Annotated in this window: 12 protein-coding genes and 4 pseudogenes; 6 read left to right on the top strand and 10 right to left on the bottom strand. The window is 68.4% G+C overall.

The window, feature by feature from the left end; translation table 11 throughout:
- Positions 1–4: 4 nt before the first annotated feature.
- The 3 genes from BN1555_RS06770 to BN1555_RS06760 all read right to left on the bottom strand — a co-directional run bounded on the left by BN1555_RS06770 (position 5) and on the right by BN1555_RS06760 (position 10,210).
- On the bottom strand, positions 5–5,554 hold the full coding sequence (locus BN1555_RS06770) for an Eco57I restriction-modification methylase domain-containing protein (RefSeq protein WP_093798528.1): 5,550 nt from the start codon (positions 5,552–5,554) through the stop codon (positions 5–7).
- A gap of 52 nt (positions 5,555–5,606) precedes the next feature.
- Positions 5,607–8,654: a DEAD/DEAH box helicase gene (locus tag BN1555_RS06765; protein ID WP_093798527.1), complete on the bottom strand. Its 3,048-nt coding sequence runs from the start codon at positions 8,652–8,654 to the stop codon at positions 5,607–5,609.
- 212 nt (positions 8,655–8,866) lie between these two features.
- Positions 8,867–10,210: a serine/threonine protein kinase gene (locus BN1555_RS06760; protein WP_093798526.1), complete on the bottom strand. Its 1,344-nt coding sequence runs from the start codon at positions 10,208–10,210 to the stop codon at positions 8,867–8,869.
- 563 nt (positions 10,211–10,773) lie between these two features.
- On the opposite strand from BN1555_RS06760, the gene BN1555_RS06755 reads away from it, so the two are divergent.
- On the top strand, positions 10,774–13,050 hold the full coding sequence (locus BN1555_RS06755) for a GmrSD restriction endonuclease domain-containing protein (protein WP_093798525.1): 2,277 nt from the start codon (positions 10,774–10,776) through the stop codon (positions 13,048–13,050).
- A 542-nt stretch (positions 13,051–13,592) separates the two neighbouring features.
- Here BN1555_RS06755 and BN1555_RS06750 read toward each other — a convergent pair.
- The 3 genes and pseudogenes from BN1555_RS06750 to BN1555_RS06740 form a co-directional block, all read right to left on the bottom strand.
- Positions 13,593–14,838, bottom strand: a pseudogene (locus tag BN1555_RS06750) (IS110 family transposase).
- A 539-nt stretch (positions 14,839–15,377) separates the two neighbouring features.
- Positions 15,378–15,719, bottom strand: a pseudogene (locus BN1555_RS40185) (hypothetical protein); the annotation flags it as partial.
- Between the two features lies 1 nt (position 15,720).
- Complete coding sequence (locus BN1555_RS06740; RefSeq protein WP_093798524.1) at positions 15,721–16,047, bottom strand: transcriptional regulator; 327 nt, start codon at positions 16,045–16,047, stop codon at positions 15,721–15,723.
- 440 nt (positions 16,048–16,487) lie between these two features.
- Here BN1555_RS06740 and BN1555_RS06735 point away from each other — a divergent pair, with 440 nt between their 5' ends.
- Entirely contained in the window at positions 16,488–16,934 is a 447-nt protein-coding gene (locus BN1555_RS06735; protein ID WP_093798523.1) for a Secondary metabolite protein, read from the top strand.
- A 42-nt stretch (positions 16,935–16,976) separates the two neighbouring features.
- Here the strand turns inward: BN1555_RS06735 and BN1555_RS06730 are convergent, their stop codons facing one another.
- Entirely contained in the window at positions 16,977–17,819 is an 843-nt protein-coding gene (locus BN1555_RS06730; RefSeq protein WP_093798522.1) for an MmyB family transcriptional regulator, read from the bottom strand.
- 440 nt (positions 17,820–18,259) lie between these two features.
- On the opposite strand from BN1555_RS06730, the gene BN1555_RS06725 reads away from it, so the two are divergent.
- From BN1555_RS06725 to BN1555_RS06710, 4 genes are all read left to right on the top strand, one after another.
- Positions 18,260–18,706 (top strand): regulator component, encoded by a 447-nt coding sequence (locus BN1555_RS06725; RefSeq protein ID WP_255305916.1) that lies wholly within the window; start codon positions 18,260–18,262, stop codon positions 18,704–18,706.
- A complete protein-coding gene (locus BN1555_RS06720) occupies positions 18,703–19,863 on the top strand; it encodes an MAB_1171c family putative transporter (RefSeq protein ID WP_176709974.1) in 1,161 nt (386 codons plus the stop codon). The genes BN1555_RS06725 and BN1555_RS06720 overlap by 4 nt, the downstream gene beginning before the upstream one ends.
- A 19-nt stretch (positions 19,864–19,882) precedes the next feature.
- Complete coding sequence (locus tag BN1555_RS06715) at positions 19,883–21,061, top strand: cytochrome P450 family protein (protein WP_093798521.1); 1,179 nt, start codon at positions 19,883–19,885, stop codon at positions 21,059–21,061.
- 67 nt (positions 21,062–21,128) lie between these two features.
- Entirely contained in the window at positions 21,129–21,632 is a 504-nt protein-coding gene (locus tag BN1555_RS06710; protein WP_255305915.1) for a DUF6924 domain-containing protein, read from the top strand.
- 83 nt (positions 21,633–21,715) lie between these two features.
- On the opposite strand, the gene BN1555_RS06705 is transcribed toward BN1555_RS06710, so the two are convergent.
- The 3 genes and pseudogenes from BN1555_RS06705 to fxlM form a co-directional block, all read right to left on the bottom strand.
- Positions 21,716–22,225 (bottom strand): P-loop NTPase family protein, encoded by a 510-nt coding sequence (locus tag BN1555_RS06705; protein ID WP_093798520.1) that lies wholly within the window; start codon positions 22,223–22,225, stop codon positions 21,716–21,718.
- Between the two features lie 195 nt (positions 22,226–22,420).
- Positions 22,421–23,551: pseudogene (locus BN1555_RS06700) on the bottom strand (hypothetical protein).
- A 90-nt stretch (positions 23,552–23,641) separates the two neighbouring features.
- Positions 23,642–25,710 (bottom strand): annotated as a pseudogene (gene fxlM / locus BN1555_RS06695) (methyltransferase, FxLD system).
- Positions 25,711–25,731 lie beyond the last annotated feature (21 nt).

The raw sequence follows: 25,731 nt of genomic DNA, 5'->3' as shown, positions 1-25,731 counted from the left end.
CGGCCTACTGCTCGGTGGACTCCGGCGGCTCCGTGTCCCCGGGCTCCCACCCGACGGCCCGCATCCGCCGCGTGAACTCCGCGTGCGCAGCCCGCATTTCCTCGACCCGGTTCGCCCGGTACAGCGGTCCTTCGTACCCGTCGGGCACGTTCGCATCGAGCGGGAAGTCCTCGTGGGAGCTGAGCTGCTTCCAGGCGTCCTTCGGCTGCCCGTACCCGTGCTGCTGGTGCGCCTTGGCGATACGCCGTCCCGTCGCGTCGAACCACATGTTCTCCTCGTACTGCTGGAGTACGGGGAACCGGGCGCGATACATGGCGACGAGCTCGTCGGCGCTGATTCCGAGCCACACGGCTACGAGGGCGTCGATCTCCGCGAGGGCGGCGCGGCGGGCGAACTCCGTGCGGAGGGGGGTGTCGCGGTTCCAAGCGGGGCCGACACCTTCGGCGAGCGGAAGTGTGTCGTCGGGCCAACGGGTGGCGGCGGCCCAGGTGTCCTGCTGCCAGATTGAGTCGTAGAGCTCTTCCCAGAGGGGGGCGTAGGCGTTGGTCTGGGCGTTGAGGCGCATGGTACGGAGGAGGAGGGCCTGCTCCAGAGGGTGCCCCGGGGTGGGGGCTGGCATTGTTGCCGCGTCCGAGACGTCAAGGTGCCCGCGGCCTGATGCCCTAAGGGCGTAGTCGAGCGGAAGGGAGGCCAAGAAACCCGCGAGAAGTACGGTCTGAGGGTCTGTGGCCAGCGCCGCACTTCGGACAGCGTGGACGTGGGTTGTGCCCGGAGGCACCAGACTGGCGAAGAGACTTCGTTCCGTGTTCGATGCGATCATCTCTCGCCATGCAACGCGAAAGAAATGCGAGTAGGGACGGCTGCTTGCTGCCTTCAGCAGCGCCTCGACCGCCTGGCCGAGAGCCTTCTCGTCAAGCGCGGCGTTTGCAGTTATGACGTCCCGAGTCGCTGCCGCGACGGCTGCCGGATCGCTCTGAAGCTGCGCGAGCCGATGTTGGTCCACCCAACGATCCTGTGCCGCAATAAAACGGCTGGAGGAACCAGCGCGGCGGTAGTTCGTCCGCGGAATCTCGCCGTCTGCGAGGCGGTTGGCGGCCCAGGGCTCCAAGTCAACAGACGTGCGTGCCCCATCGACCGGCCGCTTGGCGAAAGGTGTCGCGATACCGAAGAACGGTCCCTGAAGGATGACGTCGCTCCAGCTTTCCGCAGGGCCGGAGTCCCAGGTGAAGTAGCCGGCCGTCCGATCGTTCTTCTCGTCGAATCCACGGCTGATGCGGGGCTTCGGGGCACCGAGTCGGTGCGGCCACCTGGCCAGGGCGGAGATGGCAGCCTCTTCAGAGTCGGTGACGGGGAAGAGCAGCTTGGTCTCGTCGGCGGGCGGCGGGTTCTCCTCCCCAGCCAGCTTCCGCCAGGTGGCCAGTGTCGCGCGATCCACGGTGACCACGCGCTTCGCGTGTGGTCGTTTGTCCCAAGCGCCGTTGTACTTGACACCGGGTGCGTCACCCCTGCCGTCGTGCCTCAGCGACTCGGAGAGTACCAAAGGATGCACCAGCCAGCTGAGGTGCTGGAAGCGCAATTCCTGTCTGTGTCCGTAGATGTTCACGCTGAAGTGCGTGCTGTGACCGACAGGGAGGGTGAACAAATAAAGCTCGTTCACGAAGTCTGCGTGCAAGCGCAGGTGCCGGTACGCGGCTTTTCGGAGAATCCCTTCCTTAGATCCGGTCAAGTGGGTCGACGGATGAATGAGCCCCGCCGCGCCACGCTCTCCCGTTGCTCGCCACACCAGCAACATGAACGCCCGATACAGATCGGGCTGTGTCCCCACCAGCTCGGGATGGGTGTCCACCGACGCCAAGTACCCGGAAATCGCTGTCGAGTCAGCCAGTTCCCCCAGGAACGCAGACCGAGCCGCCTCCCCGCCCAGCACCTCCGACTTGCGCTCCGCCCAAGCCTCGTTGCTCGGCTTCTCCGCGAGCTCGAACCACGGCTCGAACTCCGCGAGGACGCCGCTCTCCTTCCACTCCTGCTTGACCCACGGCGGGTTCCCCACCATCAGGTCGAACCCACCCCCCGCAAACACATGCGCGAAGTCCAGCTCCCAGTGCAGGAACCCCTTCTCCTTCGCGATCCGTACCGCCGTTCCGTGCCACGGGAACAGGTCTCCCAGGCTCAGGAAGTCCACCCAGCCCGAGATCTCGGTCATCTTGTCGTCGAGGGTCCGCTCGAACTCGTCCAGGCCCTTGAGCCCGTTGACCTTCGGCATCTCGAACAGCGAACCGGCATCCTTCCCCGGCTCCACATCAACCCGGCCGACGACCGACTCCGCGAACTCGATCCACTCGTCCAGGTTCCGCAACGCCACCTTCCGGCCCACGCCACCCTTGCCGAGCTTCTTCAGGTCCTGCGCCCCGTTGAAGTAGTCCGGCGCCGTGCCGTCCAGGAGCGCGACCTCCTCCAGCGGCCAGAACCACAGCGCGCACCACGCGTCCATGACCTGCTTCAGCCGCCAGTACGGGCTGCCCGGTGCCTCCAGCGCCTCAAGCACGGCCTCCCGGTCCATCACCGGCGCCGACCGCTTGCCGTCCCCCTCCGCACCCCACACCGGGATGTCACGCGCGATCTCCTGCTCCGACAGCTCAAGCCGCAGCCGGACCAGGCCCCACAGGTACTCCACCCGCTCGGCCAGCGCCCGCAGGCGGCCCGTCTGCCCGTAAGAGCCGTCGTCCGCGTTCATACCGGCCGCCGAAGAGGCGACCCGCTTGGCGGGCGCGGGCGCGGCGTCAGCGGCCGACGCCGCCGCGAAGTCGAAGCCCGACTGCTCCCAGATGTCCAGGCCCAGGTCCAGCGCCCCCTGCCCGGTCCGTTCCTCCCGCTTCAGGACGGTCGCCTGGCTCGTCGCGGCCTTCCCCGAAGCGGAGGCCGAAACCGAGGCCGACGCCCTCTTCTCACCCTTCGGCGCCCGCCGCATCGCCGAGCGCCACTTCCGCATCGCCTCGATGAGCGACGGGTCCAGCCACTCCGCCACCGCCCCCGCCACCACGCTCTTCCCGGTGGCCTTCCGCACCGACACCGAGTCGCCGACCGAGCCCCACCCGAGCGCCGGCAGCAGAAACTGGTGTACCGGCCGGTGCACGCCGCTGCCCCCCAGCGCCTCCGTCAGCGGGACCGCCTTCGGCGCCTGGCGGCCGGAGGACTTCAGCCAGCCGCCGTCACCCAGCGACTTCCCCGGGTACACCTTGCGCGCCGCGCCGATCAGCGAGTTGCCCCGGTGGAGGTGCAGCCCGTACCAGGGCGCCCGCATCCCCGGGTACATGGTGTTGAGCCACAGCGAGATCTCCGCCAGCTCCACCGCGGTCCTGTTGAGGTCGACGCCGTACGCGTTGTGGAGGGCGATGTACGCCTTGGCCTTCTGGAACTCGCGCGGGTACTCCTCCGGGTCGATCTGCTCGCCCCGCTCCTTCTGTGCCAGCTTCAGATACAGCTCGGCCAGCTGGTTGACCGCCTCGTTCAGGAACGCGCCGGAGCCGAGAGCGGGCTCGCACACCCGCCAGCGCAGCACCTCCGCCGCCGTGACGCCGGACTTCTCCGGTTCCCGCGGGTCGATGCGCCCCTCGTCGTCGAGGCGGAAGCGCAGCGTCTGCTCAACCGTCGCCCGGGTCAGGGACTCCGGTGTGTAGTACGAGGCACTGGTCTGCCGGTCCCGGCCGGCCAGCCGGTACACGTACGAACCGACCTCGTGCACCACCGAGTCGGGCACGCCCGTCTCAGGGTTGACGGCGTCCTCCTTGACGAAGACGCTGTCGCCCGGCGCGTCCGAGTAGAGCCCGCTGCGGACCTGGTCGGTCGTGATCAGCCAGGACCCGCCCTCCGGGTTGCCGCCCTTGGCGACCTCGTACATCGGCTTCTCGGCGATGAAACCGGTGTACGACATCAGTCCCTCGTACACCGCGCCGAGGTGGTTGATGCTGAGGTTGGCGTAGCTGATGAACCCGCCCCGGCCCTTGCCCTTGCCCTCGACCAGGGTCAGATGGCGCAGGACCTGGTGCAGCACCTTGTTGCGCAGGCGCAGGTCCAGGGGGGTCGCCGGGGCCGGTGACCCGTCGCGACGGGTCGGCTCCGGGTAGTCGATCCGCTGCCCGACCAGCTTTATCGAGGTGGGGTCGAAGAGCCGTGAGCGCAGCGCCTCGATGCGTACGCTCTCGTGGCCGTCGTCCTCGGCCAGCTCCGGGGCCTCCTCGACGGGCGCGCTCCGGTCGGTGACCGTGTTCGCCACCGGGTGGCCGCTGAACACCTTCTCGAAGAGCAGGGAGAGGGACTCGTGGAAGTGGAACCTGTCGCGGGACGCGCTGCTCAGCTTCTCCTGGACCACGAGCTCACGCAGCCGGGCCACGCTGTATCCGGAGGCGTACGCCTCGCTCTTCACCGGCAGGATGTCGAGCTCGGGCCGGGCCTCCGCGTACAGCAGGAAGAGGATGCGGTACAGGTAGCGCAGCGACTCCTCGGTGAGCAGGCGCGGCAGGTCGCCGTGCTCCGGCAGGGCGCCGGGCAGCCACTCCGGCAGGTCATCCGGGTGGACCCCGAACTCCGTGCGCGCCCGCCCGAGCACCTCGTTCGCGATGAGCTGGACGGACTTCTGGAGGCCGACGCGGAGTTCCGCGGTCACGCCCACCGAATGGTCCCGGGACTCGGCGACCAGCTTGGCGATCTCGTCGTCCGAGCCGTCCTCGGCCGGGCGCAGGGACGAGGCCGCGAAGACCGCCGCGATCAGGTCGATCTCGTTGGCCCTGGCCCCCTTGGCCGCCTTGCGGGGGAGGGCGGTGTCCAGGTTCACGGCGAGGTAGCGGCCACGGGAGAACTGCTGCTTGTCCGCGAGGATCAGCACCCCGCCGAACAGCAGCAGCGCGTAGCGCGGGGCGTTGTCCGTGTTCAGCACCCAGGAGGCCAGCTCGCGGACGGTCGTCAGGGTCTTCGAGGCCGAGAGACGGACCGGTGCGGCGAGGAGGTTCGCCGGACCGTCGCCGCGTGTGGCGTCCAAGTCCTCGGCGAAACCACCGGCCAGGACGACGACGCCGGGCTCCGAGTGGGCCACGGGCACGGCGATCGGACCGGTCGGGGTGCGGGCGGTGAAGTGCCCGGGGCGCGGGACGAAGTCCAGCGCCTTCAGCAGGCGTTCGTGCCAGCCGTCCAGCGCGCCCCGCCACGCGCCCTCGGGTGTGCTGTCGGCCTCGGCCTCGGGCTCCTGCCGCGGCTGGAAGGCCGGCGGTTCCGTGTCCGGGCCGACCGCCTTCAGCACGGCCGCGGCCGCCGCCTGCGCGGCGAGGGCCGGTGCGTACGGCAGCCCGTTGTACTTCTCGGCGTCCGGCGCGAGCACGGCCCGGACGTCCATGTAGGGGCGGGTCAGATCGCGAAGCTTCTGCCGGGGCGTGGCCTCACCCTGGCGTTCGCGCGCCGACCACTGCTTGAGGGGGCCGCTCGCGAGCTGCTTCGGCAGGATGTCGTCCAGGTAGAAGGACGGGAAGTACTCGCGCTCGTTGATCAGGGAGTCGAACGTCACGCCTGCTGCTCCTGCTCGCTGTTCATGGTGGGGACGTCGAGGGGACGAGGGCTCATGCGCCGGGCTCCAGCACGGCCAGGACCCGGATCATCGGCTCGCCCGAGGTCCGCAGCCGGGCGGCCGCCCCGGCCAGGCGGTCCGCCGCCTCGTCGCGGGTGGAGCGGGTGAAGCCCGGAAGCAGCTCCTGCCGCCAGTCGTTGACCTGCTTCTCGTACGCGTGCAGCGGGGCGTCGACCTCCCGGTCGGCGATCTCGCGCAGACCGTCGAGTTCGCGGCGGGTCACGGCCACCGCCTCCGGGACCAGCCGCTGAAGGTCCTCCAGGGGGCCCGGGGTGTAGTGGTCGGGCATGTCCGGGCCGATGCCCAGTTCGGCGAGCAGCTGCGGCGTGAGCTCCCGGACGCGCGGCTCCGGCCCGTCGAGCCGGTCGATCGCGCGCCAGGCGACCAGGGTCGGGCGGCCCTCGGCGTTGGACCACACGCCCTGGGTGAGGACCACTGGCGAGGAAGCGCGTGCCGGGTCGACCTGGAGGACCTGGGCCTGCTGACGGCCGAGCTGGACGAGCACCTTGTCGGTGATCCACTCGACGACGGGGTGGAGCTCGCCGACGTAGTGGGCGTCCGGCCACAGGGAGGTCGAGTTCGAGTCCTCCCGTGCTCTCTTGAGGGAGTCGGCCGCGTCCTCACGGCTGAAGGTCAGCTTCATCCGGCGGGCGATGTTCTGGTCGCGCAGATAGCCGGACGGCAGGACGTCGAGCCGGTCGGCCAGGTCCTCGGGGGTGTCGAAGCTCAGGTCGGTGCCGTGGAAGGTGGCGTCGAGACGGAGGGATTCCAGCCGGGCGAGCTCCTCCAGCCCGGTGCGTACGTACAGGAGGCGGTTGCGCTCCGGTGCGGTGTCGAAGAGGCGCAGTTCGTCCACGGTCGGCACGCCTGGCTCCTCCGGAGCCGGTCCGCGGCCGTCCTGCGCCGGGACGGGCTCGTCCTGCGCGTCGGACCCGTAGTCGTCCAGGTCCATGTCCAGATCGAAGTCGAAGTCGAAGTCGGCGTCGAAGCCCGTGCCCGGGCCCGCGCCGTCTTCGTCCGCCGGTGCGGGCCCGGTGCCGAACTCGCTCATCGTCCGCCGGGCGACGGGGAACTCCTCGCCGAGACCCCCGCCCTGGGCGAGGGCCTCCACATCGACGGCCTCCAGGTCTGCGACCGCCTCCTCCGGAGAGGCCTCGCGGAGCAGCGCCTCCATCACGCGGCGCTCCTCCTTGTCCCAGTCGTCCTCCCGCGTGGCGGCCTCCACCGCACCCAGCACCTCGTGGACCCGGGCCTCGCGGGCGAGGACCTTCTCCGCGACGGTCCGGTCGTCCAGGGCGCCCTCGACCTCGCTCCGCAGGATCAGCGCCCGGAACTCCGGGTTCTCCGTCTGCCCGTAACGGTCGATGCGGCCGTTGCGCTGCTCGACGCGGATCAGGCTCCAGGGAAGGTCCCAGTGGACGAGGTGGTGGCACTGACGGTGCAGGTTGACACCCTCGGAGGCGCCGTCTCCTGTCAGCAGCAGCCGTACGTCGCTGCCGGCCCGCGCGAACTCGTCCACGTAATCCATCTGGACCGTGTCCGAGACCTCGCTGTGCATCACCTTGACGGCTGCCTCGCCGTCCTCACGCTTTCGCCAGCCCAGCAGCGCGGGGAGCACCGTCCCGAGCCAGTTGAGGGTCTCGCGGCGCTCGGAAAACACGACCGCGCGGGTCCGGCCGCCCGGACCGACCCCGATCTTCCGGAGGTAGGAGACGAGGGCGGCGAGCTTGGCCGTGGCTGCGGGACCGGGGCCGGCCGTCGACGCCCGCTCGATCTTGCGGGCGAGCTCCGTCAGCCGTACCAGCGAGGCGACCTCCGGCACCGGCGAGTGCGCCTCGGCGCCGGTCAGCGGCGGATCGGTGACGTGCTTGTGGCCCTCGGGGAGGGCGTGACCCAGGCCGGACAGCTTCTTGCGGGCCGTCGCGAACAGCGCCCGGTGCGAGGACAGGAAGGACTTCAGCAGCACGTACGGGAAGAGATGATCGGCCCCGTGCGGGTCCGGGCTCCCGAGCCAGCTCGCGGTCAGCTCGGCGAAGACGCGCTCCTCCAGCTCGCCTGCCGCGCACGGGATCGGCTCTGACGCGCCGCGAGGCGCCCAGGATTCGTGCAACGCCTTGGCCACCTCCGTGCTCACCTTCGTACGGCGCAGCATGAGGTGGTGCAGCTCCGACGCCTTCGGGTGCTGCTCGTCCGTGACCGCCATCGGGTCCAGCAGCCGGACCAGACCGGTGAAGTCCCGCATCACACCGTTGTGCGGGGTGGCGCTCGCGAGGACCAGCGCGTCCGTCTGCTTCGCGAGCAGCTCGGCCAGCACGCGGCGGTCGCTGCCCCGGTTGATCAGGTTGTGTGATTCGTCGATCACGACGGCGTCCCACTCGATGCCCTGGAGCCAGGTCCCGTAACGCTTGGCGTTCTTCAGGGTGTCCATCGAGATGATGACGCGCTTGTAGTACGTGAACGGGTTCCGGCCGACGGGGATCTTCCGCTCGATCCGGGAGATGCCGACACTGTCCAGGCGGACGAGGGGCAGCGAGAAGCGGGTCCACATCTCGTGCTGGAACTGCTCCAGCACCGGCGCCGGAGTGACCACGAGAATGCGCTCCCCGCGCCCCCGGCGGATCAGCTCGCCCAGCAGGATGCCGATCTCCAGGGTCTTGCCCAGGCCGACCACGTCACCGATCAGCAGGCGCGGCCGCAGCGGGTTCGCGAGAGCCTTCTCGGCCGGGCGCAGCTGATAGTCCATGCGATCGAGCAGGAAGCCCTCGGTGAGCGCGAGGCGGCGTTCGATCTGGGGGAGCGGGGTCTTGCGCAGCACGGCCTCAAGGAACAGCCGGCTGAGGCGGAAGCTCTCTGACCCGTCGTGGACGAGCCTGGTGTTCTCGGGGCGCAGGACGCGCGGCATGCCGTCGAGCGAGGTCAGGAAGCGCGCCCGGTGCCCGCGCACCAGCTCGGAGGCGCCGGTGGCCTCGATCACGATCTCGCCGGAGGGGGTCCGGCCGCTGCTGCGGACCAGCCACTCCTCGTCCCGTACCTCGATCACCGTGCCCGCGGGGGTGGGCCCGAGGAGAGTTCGGACGCTGCGTCGGGCATGGCGGGTGGTTCCTTTCGACGGGCCGGCGGGACGCGCGCCGGACCCGGGCACGTACGAGGTTCTGTTCCTACCGGTGAGGAGGGGGCTGCGGGGCCCTTTTGAAGCCTAGACGGCCTGGGAACGCTGCTTGCGCCAGGCCCGGGAGGCGCCCGTGCGGCCGGTCAGAGGCGTCCACTGTGCGCGTACGCCCTGCGGAGCCGCTCGGCGGCGTCCCGGGCGAGGCGCGGCACCACCTTGGACTCGGGCACCGCGTGCGGTTGCGGGGGTGCCAGGTCGTAGCTGGTCACCCCGGGCTGCGCCGGCACCGGCGCGACGGCTTCCGGAGCCGGCTGCGCCGCAGGGTCCACCACGGTCGGCACGTATCCGGCGGGACCGGGCGCGGGCTCGGCAGCCGGGGCGAGGGGCGCCGGGACCTGCGCCTCGGCCTCCAGGAACTCGTCGAACAGGTCGGGTGCCCATGGGCTGTCCGGAGCGCCCCCGTCGTCCACGGCCTGCTGGGCCGCCTGCCGGACCCCGGGGTCCGGCAGATCGGACAGCGCCCGCGCGGGGAGCTCGGGAATCAGCCCGGACTCCGCCACCAGGCTCCGCAGCTGGTCCGCGGCGGCCTCCTCCGTCAGCCCGTGATCGATGAGCAGCTGGCGGAGGTCGCTCGCGATCTCGTCCAGGGACGGCCGCTGCTCCGCCGTCTGTACGAGAATCCGGCCCAGCAGCGGCAGGCACGGCCCGTACACACCGTCCCACTTCGGCGCGGTGGGCATGGGACCGTACGGGTACGGCGGCCGTTTCGTGGCAGCGAAGAAGAGCACGGCCCCCAGCGAATAGATGTCCGCCGGCTCCGTGACGTGCTTGGCGTCCCTCGCCTGCTCCAGAGACATGTAGGACGGGGTGCCGAAGCCGGTACCCGTCTTCGTGAGAGCCGCGTCGCTGTCCCGCTCCGTGAGCACGGCGAGACCGAAGTCGAGCACGACGGGACCGTCCGGGCCGACGGCGATGTTGCCCGGCTTGAGGTCGCGGTGCAGCAGCTTGGCGCCGTGGATCGCGCGCAGCGCGTCGACCAGGGCGAGTCCGAGCGCCCCGTACGGTCCCACGGCCAGCGGGCCGCAGGCGTGGACGAGCTTGTGGAGGGTCGGGCCGTGGACGTAATCCATGGCCAGCCAGGGCTGTTCGGCATCGGCATCGGCGCCGAGCAGCGCCGGGACCCGGGCGCTGGCAACCGTACGCATCGTCTCGATCTCCTGCGCGAACCGAGCCCTGGTCTCCTCCTCGGAGTGCTCGGAACTGTCCCGCAGCTTCGACGGCTTGATGACCTTCACCGCCGCCAGCACCGGCTGCGCCGACTCGTCCAGCTCCGTCAGGTGATACCCGGCCTCCAGCTCGGGACCCAGATGCTCCAGCGGGAGCCTGCGCCCGAGGTAGGTGCGGCCCATTCCACCTTGGCCGAGCACGGCGAGCAGTTCGAACGGGCCGAGCAGCGCCGGGTCCGTCTCCTCGTTCAGCTCGTACACGGCCGTGCCCCCACCCCTGTCGAACCTGATCGTGCTGTTGTCGGCGGTGCGGGCGGTCCCGGAGGGGCCGGACGCACGGCGAAGCCACGTCCGGCCGACGACGCACGCGGTTGCGGACAGTCTAGGACGGGCGGCCGCGTCTTCTGCTGGGGCTGAAGCAGGTCAGGGAGGTGAGCGGCTGGATCGGACTGTATGCTGGCTGAGAACCGACGTGCGAGCCCTGCGCATGGGACGCCCCGCTGCGATCGGGGCAGGCAGCCCCGGACACCCCGCAGGAATGTCGACGTGAGGGCTACTCGTTGCCGCGTCCGTCGATTCGGTACCGCGGTCCGCGAAACGTCCGTGCGATGTCCTCTCGACGAGATCGCGTGACGCACGACGAGGCTCATCCCCGTGACCCCTCAAGATTGGCCTAGTTGGGCCCCGCTGCCGTGAATTCGTCCTTGTGGGGAGCGCCGTTGGCCCTGCGCTGTGGTGTACCCGCGTGGTAGAAGTCTGATGCTGTTCCCACGCTCTGGTCGTTCCGCCGGCCAGTTGCCTTCGGGCGTTAGGAGCCCTCGGCTGTGCCACCCACCTTGTATCGCGACACCGGTTACACGCTCCGGCATCTGATCGAGAACATCGAAGGCGGCCGTATCGGACTCCCCGACATCCAACGCCCGTTCGTCTGGTCCGCGGCGAAGACCCGCGATCTCTTCGACTCGATGTATCGGGGCTACCCGATCGGCACCCTGATGTTCTGGGAGACCGGCGCTGAGGTGGGGACGCGACAGATCGGAACGGAAGCCGGTGATCGGGCGCCTCAGCTGTTGGTTGTTGACGGGCAGCAGCGGCTCACCGCCCTGTTCGCTGTCCTCACTGGGCGCAAGATCGTCACTAAGTCTTTCGACGAGATCAACGTTCGCATCGCGTTCCATCCGGAGGACCAGACGTTCGAGGTCACGGACGCGGCGATCGAGCGTGACGCGCACTTCATTCCGGACATCACCGCGCTATGGGCCCAAGGCGGTTACAAACCCACCGTCCGGCAGTTTTTTCAGCGGCTCGAACAGGCCATCGGCCAGCCCTTGTCGGACGCTGCCAAGGATGAGCTCGAAGAACGCGTAGACAGGGTCCGGGACCTGCACGAGTTCCGCTTCCAGGTTGTGGAGTTGGGTGCTTCGGCCAACGAGGAGCAGGTCGCCGACATCTTTGTGCGCATCAACTCCGAAGGCGTGAAGCTCAACCAGTCCGACTTCATTCTCACCCTGATGTCAGTGCATTGGGAGAAGGGCCGCCGCCAGCTCGAAGGCTTCAGTCGCGGCGCGGTGGTAGCAGGACTCCCCGGTCCGAGCCCTCGAAACGCCTTTCTGGACCCTAGCCCAGACCAACTGTTGCGCGTAGCTGTCGCTGTCGCCTTCAGGCGCGCCCGGCTGCAGCACGTCTACAGCGTCCTGCGAGGCAAGGATCTTGAAACCGGCAAGGTCACCACCACTCGACGGCAGGAGCAGTTCAACCGCCTCGCCCAAGCACACACGAAGGTCCTGGACCTGACCAGCTGGCACGAGTTCTTCCAGTGCGTCACGGCAGCCGGCTTCCGCAGTCGCAAGATGATCACCTCCGACAATGCCCTGCTGTACAGCTACACGATCTGGCTGATCGGGCGCCACGACTTCGGACTGCCGGTCGATGAACTCCGTCCCGTGATCGCACGGTGGTTCTTCATGGCGCACACCACCGGCCGATACTCCAACTCGCCGGAGTCACAGATGGAGTTTGACCTGGGACGGATTGGCAGTCTGCTGCCAGGTGACGGCCGAGCCTTCACCGCGGAACTCGACCGGATCATCGCTGCGAACTTCACCGGCGACTACTGGGACATCTCCCTCCCGAACCGGCTGGACACATCCTCATCGCGTTCACCAGTGCTGTTCGCCTACCAGGCGGCGCTCAATATCCTCGACGCCGAAATGCTCTTCGGCGACCAACGAATCCGTGATCTGCTGGACCCTTCAGTCCAGCCCGCCAAGGCTGTCGGCCGGGATAACCTGTTCCACCGCAAGGCGCTCGCCGGAATGTGTATCACGGACCGGCGCCAAGTCAATGCCATCGCCAACATGGCCTACGTGACGTGGCCGGCGGACGAGCTGCCCAACACCGACGCACCACGCGACTACTGGCCGAGGATCACGTATGCGATGGACCCGAAGGTGCTCGAGCGGCAGGTACGGTGGCACGCGCTCCCGGTCGGCTGGGAACAGCTTGACTATTTCACCTTCCTGGAACGGCGGCGCCGGCTAATCGCCAAAGTCGTGCGGGAAGCGTTCGAAACCCTCACAGGGGAACGCCCTGTGTATGTTCCAACCACCCCGGCCGACATGATCGCCGCCGGCGAGTCCCAGGGCACCGAGTTCAAGGCTAGCGCCCGCTGGAACGTCCATACCCGAGAGGCCGACAAGTCACTACGGCATAACATCGTCAAGGCCGTCTGCGGCTTCCTGAACGGCGAGGGCGGAAACCTGTATGTCGGCGTCGCTGACGACGGGACCGTCCTCGGCATCGAGAACGACCTCACCACTCTGGAGTCGCAGGCCAGCATCGACGGGTACGAGCTCTTCGTGCGCCAACTTCTCGACAACAGCCTGTCGACCCCGACAGCGACCACCGTCCGCGTACGCTTCCCCGAGGTTTCCGGCAATGTCATCTGTCAGATCAGCGTTGCTGCAGCAGGCAAGCCGGTTTTCGCCAAGCCCGCCAAGGGTGGCAACGGCGCCACCGACTTCTGGGTCCGGGTCGGCAACGCCACCAAGCAACTCCACGGCGATGACCTCTTGCGCTACCAGGAGGAACACTGGGGATGAGCGTCCTCATAGTCAGCCCGCCGATCGGAGGGGAAGCGCCTGGGGCTTGTCTCTGGTGTGTCCACGGTCTGCGCACTGCTGAGGCGTCTCCAAACGGCAACCACAGGCTGTTAGTTCAGAGGTTCTGAACGCCAGCAAGCCGGCAAGGCGAGGAGGTGGATCAAGCCGATCGTGACAACAGCGCTCGGCCACAGCGTTCTGACCTCTACTCGATCGAATGACAGGGAAAGAGTTTGCCGTGGACGGACCTGTCGTTCGACACCGAGATGCCGGCCGACGTCGTGGCGCGAGTGCGGGAGGCTGATCGCGTCGAGCCCCGGCCAAAATCCCAGAAAAGTCCCAGAGATGCCACCGCAGCCTCTCTGGCCTTGCATTTATGCAGGTCAAGAGGGGTGCGGTGGAACTTTTCCGGAGGTGCCTCAGATGTCGCGGAACTCATGGACAAAGCTTCTGACGCGTAAATAGCAGCAGGTCAGGGTGGGTGTGGGCAGGACTGGGTGCCCGCTGGCCGTTGAGGGCTGGCGGGTGTCCGGGTCTGCCGGTCAGGCTGCGGTCTCCCTTGGGTTGAAAGTGACGGTGTAGCCGAGCTGGTTGAGCTGGGTGATGGCCCGGCGGGTGGCGCGTTCGGGGTCGCGGCGGGTGAAGTAGTCGCCGCCGAGCTCTTGATAGGCGACGTTGTCGGTGAGCATGTGCCAGATCGCGGTGATGATCGAGTGTTCGACGGCGACGAGGGCCCGCAGGGGGCCGCGGCGGGCGGTGAGCCGTTTGTAGCGGGCGGCGAGGTAGGTGTCCTTGGTTCTTGACCGCGCCGAACGCGGCGAGGCCGAGGGCGCCTTTGAGGTAGGGGTTGCCGGGCCGGACCTTGGTGTTCTTGGTGCGGCCGGCGGACTCGTGGTGGCCGGGGCAGACTCCGGCCCAGGAAGCGAGGTGCTTGGCCGTCGCGAACCGGGTCATGTCCCCGCCGGTCTCCGCGATGATCACCTCGGCGACGTGCTGATTGATGCCAGGGACGGTGTCGAGCAGGTCGAGGGCGCCACGAAAGGGTGCCATCGCCTCCTCGATGCGCCCGGTGAGCTGGTCGATCATGACGGTGAGCTGGTCGTACTGGTCCAGGTGGAGGCGGGCCAGGAACGCGTGGTGCTCGCGGAAGCGTCCGGTCAGGGCCTCGGTGAGTTCGGGGATCTTGTTGCGGAGCTTGCGTTTGGCCAGGTCCGCGAGGACGTGCGGGTCGGCTTCGCCGCGGATGAGGGCTTCGAGCATGGCCCGGCCGGAGACGCCCATGATGTCGGCGGCGACCGCGGAGAGTTTGATGCCGGTGTCTTCCAGCAGCTTCTCCAGCCGCTGGACCACACGGCTCCGTTCGCGGGTGGCGGTGGTCCGGGCGCGAGTGAGGTCCCGTAGTTCACGGACCGGTTCGGGCGGCACGAAGGAGGGCCGGACCAGGCCGTGGGCGCCGAGTTGGGCCAGCCAGGCCGCGTCCGAGACGTCCGTCTTGCGGCCGGGCAGGTTCTTGACCTGCCGGGCGTTGACCAGGATCACGTTCAAGCCCTCGGCCAGCACGTAGTAGAAGGGCTTCCAGTAGTCCGACGTCGCCTCGATCACCACCAGCGTCACCCGTGCGGCGAGCAGATGGTCCCGCAGATCCAGGACCGCGTTGGTCGTCGATCCCCACGTCGTGGTCTCCGTTGTGAAAGACCCCCGCCGCTTCGTACTCGGGGTACGGACACAAGCCTTGGCGTCTTTCTTGCTGATGTCGAGGCCGGCGCAGCGTTCGTGCAGCACGTCCACGGCACTTGCTCCCTCCCTGGCTGACGGACCCGTCGTATGCCGTTCCGGGAGGGCCAGGGTGAATCAGGAATTCTGACGCACGTGCTTCGCAGCAACACTCCACGGTTCCCGTGGACGGCCCCCAGCACCACGCTGACCTGCGAGCTCAGGGGCATCACAGAGGCATCGGTTTCGGCCGGAACGAACCCCACCACGATCCCGAACCGAGACCAGCCCGCGTCAGGGCAGACAGAAGCACCTCCGGCGCGCGCCACGGGATTTACCACGCCCCCGGCGCGCACCGAAGGTGCGCTGGATCGCTGACCTGGGGTTTCCGATCGGGAGCCGCCAGGGACGTCGACCAGGTGATCGGTGGCTGCCTGCCGGTCGGCCGGGGACACAATCGCGTGCCCGGGAGACGTCGTGGTGGGCTGGGCGGGCAGATCGAGGGGTCGGGGAGCGTTCGGCGAGGTCTCGGCGAGTCCTCCGGGGGTGGTGGGCGCGCCCTCGGTCTGCTTGGTGCAGTTGCCCTTGCAGGGGCCGCACCGGCCGGCAGCCTGGTGCTGCGGGCACGATGGCAGGCGGGACTGGCTCGGTTTGTCGATCTTCTGGTGCTCGGACCAGGTCACGATGTGGAGGTAGCGCCGACCGTCGCAGCCGGTGTACCGGCAGATCAGGCCGGCGCTCGCGAGCTGTTGGAGATCGTCCTCGACGTGGACCGAGGTGTGCTCGGCGCGCAGGGGCCACAGGAGCCCAGCGATGATCGCGGCGTTGTCGCGGTGCCGTCCGTGGTCGTCGGCCTGCGTGAGGAGGCCGAAGAAGGTCCGCTCGGCCTCGACGCTCACTTCGGCGAGCGACTCGGAGAAGAACGCCTCCGGCTTGATGGTGCGTATCCGGGCCATGTCAGCGGCTCCGACCGGCGGCGATCAGGTCGCTGCAGGTGAGGGCGGCGCGTTGGATTTCGAAGGTGTGCGGCCGGGTCCAGTCCGCCTCCGGCCAGACCCGCAGGATCCAGCGCGCAGCGACCGTCGCCGTCGTCCGGCTCACCTCCAGGACTTTCCCGCCCTCGTCCCGGATAGCGGCACGCGGGTGGGGCCATGCCCGGCTCGGGTCGGTGAGGCTGACTCGGATCGTGGCCGCGCCCGGGATCATCTCTGCGAGCTGAGCAGCGAGACGGTGCTGTCGTTGGGTATCCGGGCAGGCCGGGTTGACGCTCGGCGTGGCGAGCATGTGATACTCCGTTGTTCGTAGGAACGCGGTGCGGCGGTTCTCGTGCAAAAGCCCCGCCGCCCGCGAGATGTGGATCGGTACCCCTCGGGGTGTCGGCCCGGTGCTCGGGAGTTGGTAGCTCCCGGGCGCCGGTCTCATCCACCCCTGTGCACCCTGCGGTCTTCATGACCCGCGCGCGCTCATCTCCCTCCCATCCTGACTGTTACGTCAGCCAGGGATCTCCGCCTGTGGGCACCAGGACCATATGGCGACCCTCGGCCCAAGTCCAGCTTCTATAGACCAGCCCTCACCAGCAGCGGAACACTGCAATGGATGCTGATAACGCACAACGTACATTGCAGTTACGCCCTTCCGTCAACTGCAATGGCGAGGTACTGAACCTGACCGACCATGATCACCACTGAGGTGGATATGATGGCCGCCATGACGGAGATCTGGAGATGACCGAATCGCGCGAGCGCACCTTCTCGGAGTTGCTCGACTACCTGTTCCGAGAGGTGCACCCGAAGGGACGCGGCCCTTACACCTACGCGGAGGTCTCGCAGGGCATCCGTGACACCTCCGGCGTCACCATCTCCGCGAGCGCCATCCAGCAGCTTCGCACCGGCACCAACTCGAACCCGAAGATGCAGACCATCCGTGCCTTGGCCGGCTTCTTCGGCGTGAACCCGGGCTATTTCTTCGACGAGGAGGAGGCGGAGCGCCAGCGTGCCGAGATCCAGTTGGTCGCCGCCATGCGCGACCAGGGGGTGCGTCGGGTCGCTCTGCGCGCGAACGGTCTCAGCGCTTCGAGCCTGAACATGGTGAACACCGTGATCGACCAGGCCCGAAGACTGGAAGGAATGCCCGACGAGTCGGAAGCGTCGGGACTGCTCGACGACAAGTAAGGGCTTGGCCGCACACAGAGCAGCGCGTGCCGCTCCCGTCGATCACGTCTCGGCAGGTTCAGAGTCGGTTTCCATCAGCACGATCACCCGGATGAGGTCGCTGCGCATGGGCCGCAGAGCCATGATCCGCACGCCGACTTCTCGACCCCGATGGTGGGGAAGTCGAAGCTTGCGCAGGTCTCCGTCGGCGTGTTCGACCACCTCGCGGCGCTCCCACATCTGCCGTGCGGCCGGGGAACTCGTGAGGATGTCGCGCTCCAGCTGTTGCAGCGCTTCGTGGTCCGGATGGCGGGCGCGCTCGTAGCGGATCTGCCCTAGGTAGGAGCGGGCCCAGTCCTGCTCCCAGTTCACGAGCTGCTCGCGTGCCTCCGGACTCAGGAACGCCCACCGCATCTGATTCGCCTGGTGAGCCGCCCACGGAAACCAGTCCAGCAGCGGTTCGTTGTAGCCGATCACGTTCCAGGCGAGGTCCGTCACGAAGGCGGGATCGGGGGCCTGGCCGTCCAGAAACCGCTGCAGCACCTCGTCCATTTCCGCCGCCGCGCCGGCCTCCGGAACCGCGGCGACCACCGGCGGATGGCCCACCGCCATCAGGTACAGGGCATCGCGCTCAGCGCGACTCAGCCCCAGCACCGACGAGAGTCGATCGAGAAAGTCAGCGGAGTACTTGGCCTCCATGCCCCGCTCCAGCGCCCCGTACCAGCGTTCACTCACCCCGGTCAGTCGAGCCACGTCACGCTGCGTCAGACCCTTTGCCCTACGGCCCGGAGAGGTCAGCCCGGGGATCTCATCAGGATTCACCCGCCGCCGCCACGATTGCAGCAGCTCAGGCAGCGACTCACCGCCACCTTCTCCACCCGCGACCCGCCCGCCCCGCACGTCCATAAGGGCGAGCCTAGGATGCGCTCACTGGGTGACATGCGCCATAGGGCGCCCAAACTCCCATCCGGTCGATCATGGTTCAGTCATTCAGCGTAGTCAGACATAACGGATAATCAAGTAATCAACTACTCAGAGTGCGAACCGTCTCGCGCCCGAATCACCGGCCTCCTACGTTTCCGGCCAACGGCGAGGAGTTGGCGACCGGGAAGGTTCGCCCCCTGCGTCAGTGACCATCCGTAATCGGAACTGCCACTTCCAGGAAGCGTGAGTTCCTGCCTTCTCTTGGCATCCTCGGGGCTTCCGTCCACCCACAAGTTGACGCACCGCCGAGGCCGAAGGGGAGCACCGTGTCCTTGCCAGAAGTCGACACGCGTCGACTGCGCGCATCATGCGAAGAGCAGATCAACCTCCTACGTCTGCCGCACCGATTCACCACCCGCCAATTGAGCGAGGCCATAGCCGAGCTTCGCGGGAAGCCCATCGTCCTGCAGCCGCTGAGCACGCTCGGCGCGGTCGATGCGCCGTGCGGAATGAGAATCGAGACCCCGGACGCCGATCTCCTCTTCTACGAGGAGGGCACGTCCGCCCACCACCAGCGGCACATCCTCAGGCACGAGCTGTGCCATGTGTACTGCGACCATCCGGGAAGCCTGGAGGTCAACGCGGACACGGCCCGCTCCCTGGGGGTCAACCCGACGCTGGTGATGCGTATGTCCGGGCGGACGAGTTACTCGACTGCTGACGAACGCGAGGCGGAGATGATGGCGACGGTCGTCCGCCAACGCATCTACCGCGAACGCGAGGCCCCTTCGCACCGCCCCGAGAGGGGCCCGGACAGCTGGGAAGCTCTCTTCGCCCAACCCATCAGGAGAGGCCGCTTCCGCGCATGACGAATGCTGTCTTCCTCGGGATGGCGTTGCTGCTCGCGTCGATAGCTGGCTACTGGGTGCTCGGACGCGGAACGCCCCGTCCGACCGGTACCTGGGCCATGGGCGCGCTTCTCGGCTCCTTCGCCATGGCCTTCGCCTCCTATGCGCCGCTGTTCAGAAACGTCGCGGAGTCGATCGTGCCGCACGTCGGCCGGCTGCTGAGTAACTGCGCTTCTCTGGGTGCCGCCACAGCGGTTCTGGCCGTTTCCTTCCAGCTCAACCTCGAACCCTCCGAGGCGCGGCGGCGCATCAGGGTCCGTCTCGCCCTGCTCACCGCGTCGGTCGTCACCATGACCGCGCTGTTCGCCTACGAGCAGCTGACAGCTCGTTCTCCGCAGGTCTACGCGCTCTATCTACTCCCCTACATTTCGTTCCTCGGGTTCTCCGTGGTCGACTTCCTGATGCAGGCCGTACGCCAGTCGAAGGCGACTCGGCGCGACAGCATCCGGGGCGGGTTGCGGGTAGCCGCAGCAGGCTGCGTGTTCGCTCTCGTCTACGTCGTCTACAAGCTGACACGCATCGTCGGCCTCGGTCTGGGACTGGGCGACGAAACGCACGCGCAGTGCTCATCGCTCGTGACCTCGACGTGCGCCTTCAGCGTCACCTCCCCCGCACTCGCCGTCCTGCTGATCTGCCTCGGCCTCACGTGGCCCGCTGTCCTCTACCCGATCAACCAAGCCCGCCGTCGCCGCTGGGAAACCCGGTCCTTCGAGTCGCTCCGCCCCCTCTGGCAAGACCTGTCAGCCGCGATGCCGCAGATCGTCCTATCGTCGGCCGAGGACGTCGAAGGCATTTCCGACGACTCCGACTTCCGTCTGCAGCGGCGCGTCATCGAGATCAGCGACGGCATCCTCGCCCTCCGGCCGTACCGGTCGCTCAGGGTGCAGGAGAGCGCGGCGTCGAACTTCCACACCGCTACCGAGCAGGGCGCCGCCGCCGTGGAGGCGGCTGTCGTACGAGCTGCACTGGCAGACTCGAAGGCTGGCCGGTACGCAGACGAAGTCGCACCTCCGTCGGTAGACGCCGCCGCCCGCGAGGATCTACGTGCCGACACACAGTGGCTCCTCCTCGTGGCCGACGCCTACGTCGAGCGTGTCGGCGACGACGGCCGGCCATGAGTGATTGGAACCTGAAGAAATGACCGACCCAACTCAGGACCCCCGCTTTCTCCAAGACCCCTACCCCACTTACGCGGCCATGCGCTCGGCATGCCCCGTACAGGCCGTCCCCAGCGGGTCCGGCGGGCGCCTCAGCTACCTGGTCACCGGATACGCCGAAGCCAGGGAAGCGCTCGCCGACGCCCGGCTCTCGAAGGACACCTCCGCGTTCTTCGCGGGCAAGGAATCAAAGCGGCGCCTCCACCCCGCATTGGCGCACAACATGCTGTCGAGCGACCCGCCCGAGCACACCCGGCTGCGCAGGCTGGTCACCAAGGCGTTCACGACCGGGGCGGTCGCGGAACTGCGCCCGTTCATCGCCAGGGTCACCGACGACCTGCTGGACCAGTGGCCTGTCGGTGAGCCCTTCGACTTCGTGACAGGCTTGGCCGTCCCGCTACCCGTCATCGTGATCTGCGAACTGCTCGGAGTACCGGACGAAGACCGGCCCGACATCCAGCGCTGGTCCGGCGAACTGTTCGCGGCCGGACAGCCAGAGGTCATCGACGCGGCCTCGCACTCCCTGGCCGACTACATGACAGACCTCATCGCCGCCAAGCGCCGACGCCCCGGCAAATCGCTCCTCGACCGCCTGATCTCGGCCCGCGACGGCCACGACCGGCTCAGTGAGGAGGAACTGGTCTCCCTCGCGGTGCTCCTACTCGTGGCCGGCCACGAGACCACCACCAACTTCCTCGGCAACGCGACCCTCTCCCTGCTCCAGCACCCGGCCGAACTCGACCGCCTGCGCCAGAACCCGGACGACATCCCTATGGTGCTGGACGAGTTGCTTCGATTCGACTCCCCCGTCAGCACGGCCACCTTCCGGTACACCACGGAGGCGATCACGCTCGGCGGCACCGACATCCCGACAGGCGCACCGGTCCTGGTCGCCCTCGGAGCCGCCAACCGCGACCCGGAACGGTTCCCGTCACCGGACCAACTCGATGCGAACCGGGACGCCACCGGCCACCTCGCCTTCGGACACGGCATCCACCGCTGCGTCGGCGCTCCCCTGGCCAAGGCCGAGGCCGAAATCGCGCTGCGCGCGGTACTGGCACGGTTCCCGGGCCTCCGGCTCGCCGTTCCGCCCGACCAGCTTCAGTGGCGGCACGCCCGTCTTGTACGCGGTCTGACCTCGCTTCCCGTCCTGAACTAGCTAGGACGTTTCTCTGGATCACTCCCGCAGGGGCTGGGTGTCAGTGCGGCGTGTGAGAGTGCTGGGCATGACGATGCCGGAGGGCCCTGCGCGAGTGCTGCCTGAGATTGGACGAGACTTGTTCGACGTTCTCGTCATCAGGACCGACTTCAGCGACGACGAGTCGTGGAATGCGGTGGTTGGGGAGTTGCGCCGCCCGTGGGGGCCAGGCGGCGAGATTGCCGCAACAGTGCAGTTGGTCGAAGCGCCCGCTTGGTCAGGAGCAACGCCCGACGAGGTTCTTGCCGCCGTGGTGGATGGGGACCTGATTGTCGTCTTCCTAGCTGACCGCGACACGATGAAGTCGCCGGCGCGGGCGTTGTTGGCTCTGTCGACACTCTGGGAGGACGTGAGTGGCCTCGACCCCGTCTATTACCAGGAACTCATCGAGTCGCCGGAGCCCCGTGAGTTTCGAGCCGTGCCCGCCGCGGTACACGGCGTCCAGGCGGACCTGGCGCTCGGCAACGTGGACTTCGCAGAGTACGCTGCGGCTGCTTCCGCAGAGCCTGATCAGGTACTGCGGCCCATCTGACCGCAACAGCGGTCGGCCGCTTCCTCGACAGAGAAACGGATTGAGCTCGTTCATCCCGCACCCCCTGTCGGGGCGCAAGCCGGTCAGGACTGCTCGGCGGCCACCTTCCGCAGCCAGCGGAGCGTCTGGCGCCGGTTGGCCAGCAACACCACGTCGGCGCCGGCGCCGAACTCCTCGATCTTCGCCATCACGCGGGGTCGCATATTGCGCCGGTACGTGGCGACGTACTTGATCACGCCCCAGTAGATGCGGTTGTGCACTCCGTTGCCCTTGTGCCCGGCCCCGTGCCGGAGCTGCCGGGAGAAGATCCCGTACAGGGCAGCCACGGTCGACACGTCCATCAGGACCACCGTGTCGCAGGCTTCGAGCCGTACCTGCAGCGTCGAGTTGTAGTTGCCGTCAATCACCCACCGCGGCTGCGAGACCAGCTCGCGCTGCACGTCGGTGAACTTGTCCCTGGGCAACGCGTTCCACTCGTCGTCGTAGAACGCGGCGTCCAGGTGCGTCACCGGGGCGTCGAGGATCCTGCCCAGCTCGCGGGCCACGTGGGACTTGCCACTGCCTCCGCAGCCGACGATGGCGACCTTCCTCATGGTGCTCCAGCGTAGAGAGGTTGAGGTGATCGGCGAGCCAACTCCCGGGCCGTGCTGTGTCTGGCCTCTCGCCTACCTGTTCAGTTCGGTGCTCAGAGAGCCCTCTACCGACGATAGGCGTCGCCACGCGCCCTGGCTCCCCTGGTGCTCGACGCCGTGCAGGGTGGGCTGCTCTGGCTGCCCAAGCGCTACACCTCAACCCTGTGCGCCAGTCCCTTCCTGCTGAGGGTGGGAGTGTCCGACGCTGGCGCGGATCACCTCGTCGCTGCCCCGCAGCGCCTCTGTCATCCTTGCGAGCCAGGGCTCGGGGAGGCTGCCGCTCCCCAGCGCGCATGCACGGACAAGCCGTTGGGCCGCCTCGACCTGGCGCGGCTCGGCGAGACTGGTGAACCGGTGGTCAGCCAGACATTCACGGGCGGCGTAGCCGTCGGTCGCCGCGGCGGCCCGGCGGTGGAGCTCCGCAATCATCCGGTGCGCTGCATCTTCCTGGTGCGGCTCCAGCAGGTCCAGGATCGTCAGGCCGAGGCGCGTGTCGAAGACGGTCATGCCCTGGTCGGGTTGGTGCTCGACGTAGTCCTCGACCAGCGTGTCGAGGAGGGGTACGGCCGGGCCGCGAAGGGCCTCTTTGCACATCACGTCGAGGCAGCCGGTGACGGCGTTCTCCCAGCGTTCTCCGGGTGTGGTCATGGTGATGAGCGCGGCGGCGTCGGTGGGGGTGTGGTTGAGGGCGGCCAGGACGGCGACTTGGCGGCCGTCCAGCATTCGCTGCCCGATGCCCCGGTGTTCCTCGATGTGGGCCAGAGCTTCCGTCCAGCGGCCGGCCGTACTCAAGGTGCGGGTGCCGTCGGCCAGGACGACCTTTCACAGCCAGGTGCGCACCTCGTGGCGGTCGGTGTCGGTGAGGGTGAGGTCGGCCGGAACGTGGACCCCTTCGAACTGAGCGCTGGTGCTGTTCGTGACAGCGTCGAAGAGGTGCAGCAGACGGTGGCGCCCGTCGTCGGCGGCGCCCGCGCGGATCTGGAGGCGGGCGAGGTTCACCACGGGTTCGAGGGCGCGGATCGCGGTCATGCCGGGCAAGGGAGCGGCGTGGAGGTAGGCGGCGGCGTGCTGGTGGCACATCTTCCGTGCGAGGTCGGGGAGCCCGAGGTCGGAGGCGATGAGGGCGGCCTGGTTGTAGACGGCCGAGGCGAGTCCCTGGTCCGCCTTTGCGGCTGCGGCGACGGCGAGTTCGACCAGACCGTGCACGCGCCGGGGCAGGGGCATACAGGCGGGTCGGAATCGGTAGATGAGCGGGAAGCGCTGCGCTATGGGTCCGTTCAGGTCCATGAGGTCCCCCGGGGGTGAAGACGACGAGGAGCGGGGAAGGGCCGCGTGGTGCCCGCCGGCCGGTCGGCGGGCACCACGCAGGCGGATCAGCTACTGCCAGGTGACGCGGACGCGGTTCAGCGGGGTGTCGAGGACGAAGACACCGGGCTGCTCGTCCGCGGGCGCGTCGAGCGGCAGGATCTCGAAGGTGGCGTCCCGGCCGCGGTACTCGCGGTCCCAGGTACGGACGGTGTCGGCGACCTTGGCGGCCAGCTCATCGCCCCCGGGGCCGTGGCCGATGACGCCGAACTCCCAGAGCTTGTCGCCCTCGGGGTCTTCTGCTCCGAGGGACGCCGCGCGAGGTAGGTGATGGCGCCCTTCTCGACGGCGGCCGTGGCCGAGGGGTAGGGGTCCTCGGTGAGCACCGTGCCCTTGGCGGTCCGGGGGAAGAGCATCCGGATCAGCCCGGACGGCATGACGCAAGAGACGAACAGCTCCATCCACTCCGGGGACTCCCCGGCGCGGACCGTCATCCCCGTCCACTCCTCGACGCGCGGCTGGTCAAGAACACCGGCGAGGGCATCGGCGTCGAGCGCCAGTCCGGCCGGGGCCTGGAGGCGCACGGCGCCGTCCGTGCTGAGCGGCACGGCGCGGCGGTCGTCGTCGGCGATGCCCCGGCGCAGCGGCATGAAGGTGTTCATCTCCGAGCCGACCGACTGCCACCGGCCGTCGCGCTTCACGTAGATGATGGAGCGCGAGACGCTGCCCGTGAGCCGCTGCGGGGTGACGAGTCGGCCGCCTTCGGCGAGCTGGTCGAGCCAGGCGTGGGGGATGCCGTGCGCGCCGACGGTGGCGATGATCCGGTCGTACGGGGCGCCTTCGGCGTGGCCGAGGGCGCCGTCGCGCGTCAGGGCCTCGACGTTGGTGGCTCCGGCGGCTGCGAGGTGGGCTCGGGCGCCTTCGACCAGGTCGTCATCGACGTCGATGGTGGTGACGTGTCCGCTCGGGCCGACGAGGTGGCCGATCAAGGCGGCGTTGTAGCCGGTGCCGGCGCCGAGTTCGAGGATGCGCTCGCCCGGCTGGGCTTCGAGCTGGTCCAGCATGAGGGCGACGACGGCTGGCTGGGAGGCGCAGGAGATCGAGGTGCCCTCGGGGTCGTACTTCACGTTGACCGGGCTGTTGTCGTAGGCGTCGGCCAGCGAGGTGTCAGGGACGAACAGGTGCCGGGGCACGGTGCGCAGGGCGGCTTCGACCGCGGGGGTGCGGGCGTGGCCGTCGGCCTTGATCTGGTCGACCAGGGCATTGCGGAGCTGTTCGGCGTTGGCCCCGGGGGCGGTGAGTGTGTCGGTGTTCACCGTGCTGACGCTATGGGCCGCAAAGCCTGATTCTGTTGCTGACGCGGTGTTTTCACTCGAACCCATGATTGCCTCTCGTGCGATGTTGAACAGGATGTGCTGGTCGGCGGACGGCAGACCGGCACGGTTGGCGTGGAAGATGGCGTGGTGCGCGATGACGGCGCGCAGTCCGCGGGTCAGGTCGCCTTGGGCGGCAAGGTAGGCGAGCGTGGTGCCGACACGCTCGAAGGCGGCGACCCAGTCGCCGTGGCCGTCCAGCGGCCCGCGCTCGCGGCACAGGCTGCGGGCTTCGGTGGTCATCAGGGTCCGCATTGCCGAGGTAAGGCGCGGGGACCCGGGCGTGCCGGTACCGGGGCGCAGTGCGGAGACCTTCGCCCACACGTCGCCCTGCTCGAACCAGTCGAGACCCGAGGCGCGCATCAGGCTGCTCATCAGCAGGATGGCGGTCTCGCGCCGCCCCAGGTGCCCGTCCTTGATGGGATAGGTGAGCAGGTGGCGGCTGTCCTCGTGGAAGAGGGCGTGCGCGGCCGTCATGGCGTCCACACCGCCGAACGCCTCGGTCTCCGGCTCGTAGATGCCGGTCATGTGGGACTGCGCGGTGCCGTCGGCCATCCAATCGTCCAGCAGGGCCAGCACGATCGGGGCGGGCTCGTCGGCGACGTACCGCAGGCGCCAGGGCTGCTTGTTCATGAACCACCAGCCGCTGAGCTGCCCGTCGGCCTCGGCGGCGAGCAGCGCCGGGGCGAGGCGTTCGGTGACGGCGCGCTGTCCCGTGTCCCGGTCGGGGAAGGTGATGTTGTGCTGCTGCCAGCGGTCGGGGCGCATCGAGAAGTCCTTCGGTCGGAT

This window comes from Streptomyces sp. Wb2n-11, from assembly GCF_001049855.1.
Classification (GTDB): Bacteria; Actinomycetota; Actinomycetes; order Streptomycetales; family Streptomycetaceae; genus Streptomyces; species Streptomyces altiplanensis.
This window is presented reverse-complemented; position numbering and strand designations above follow the sequence as displayed.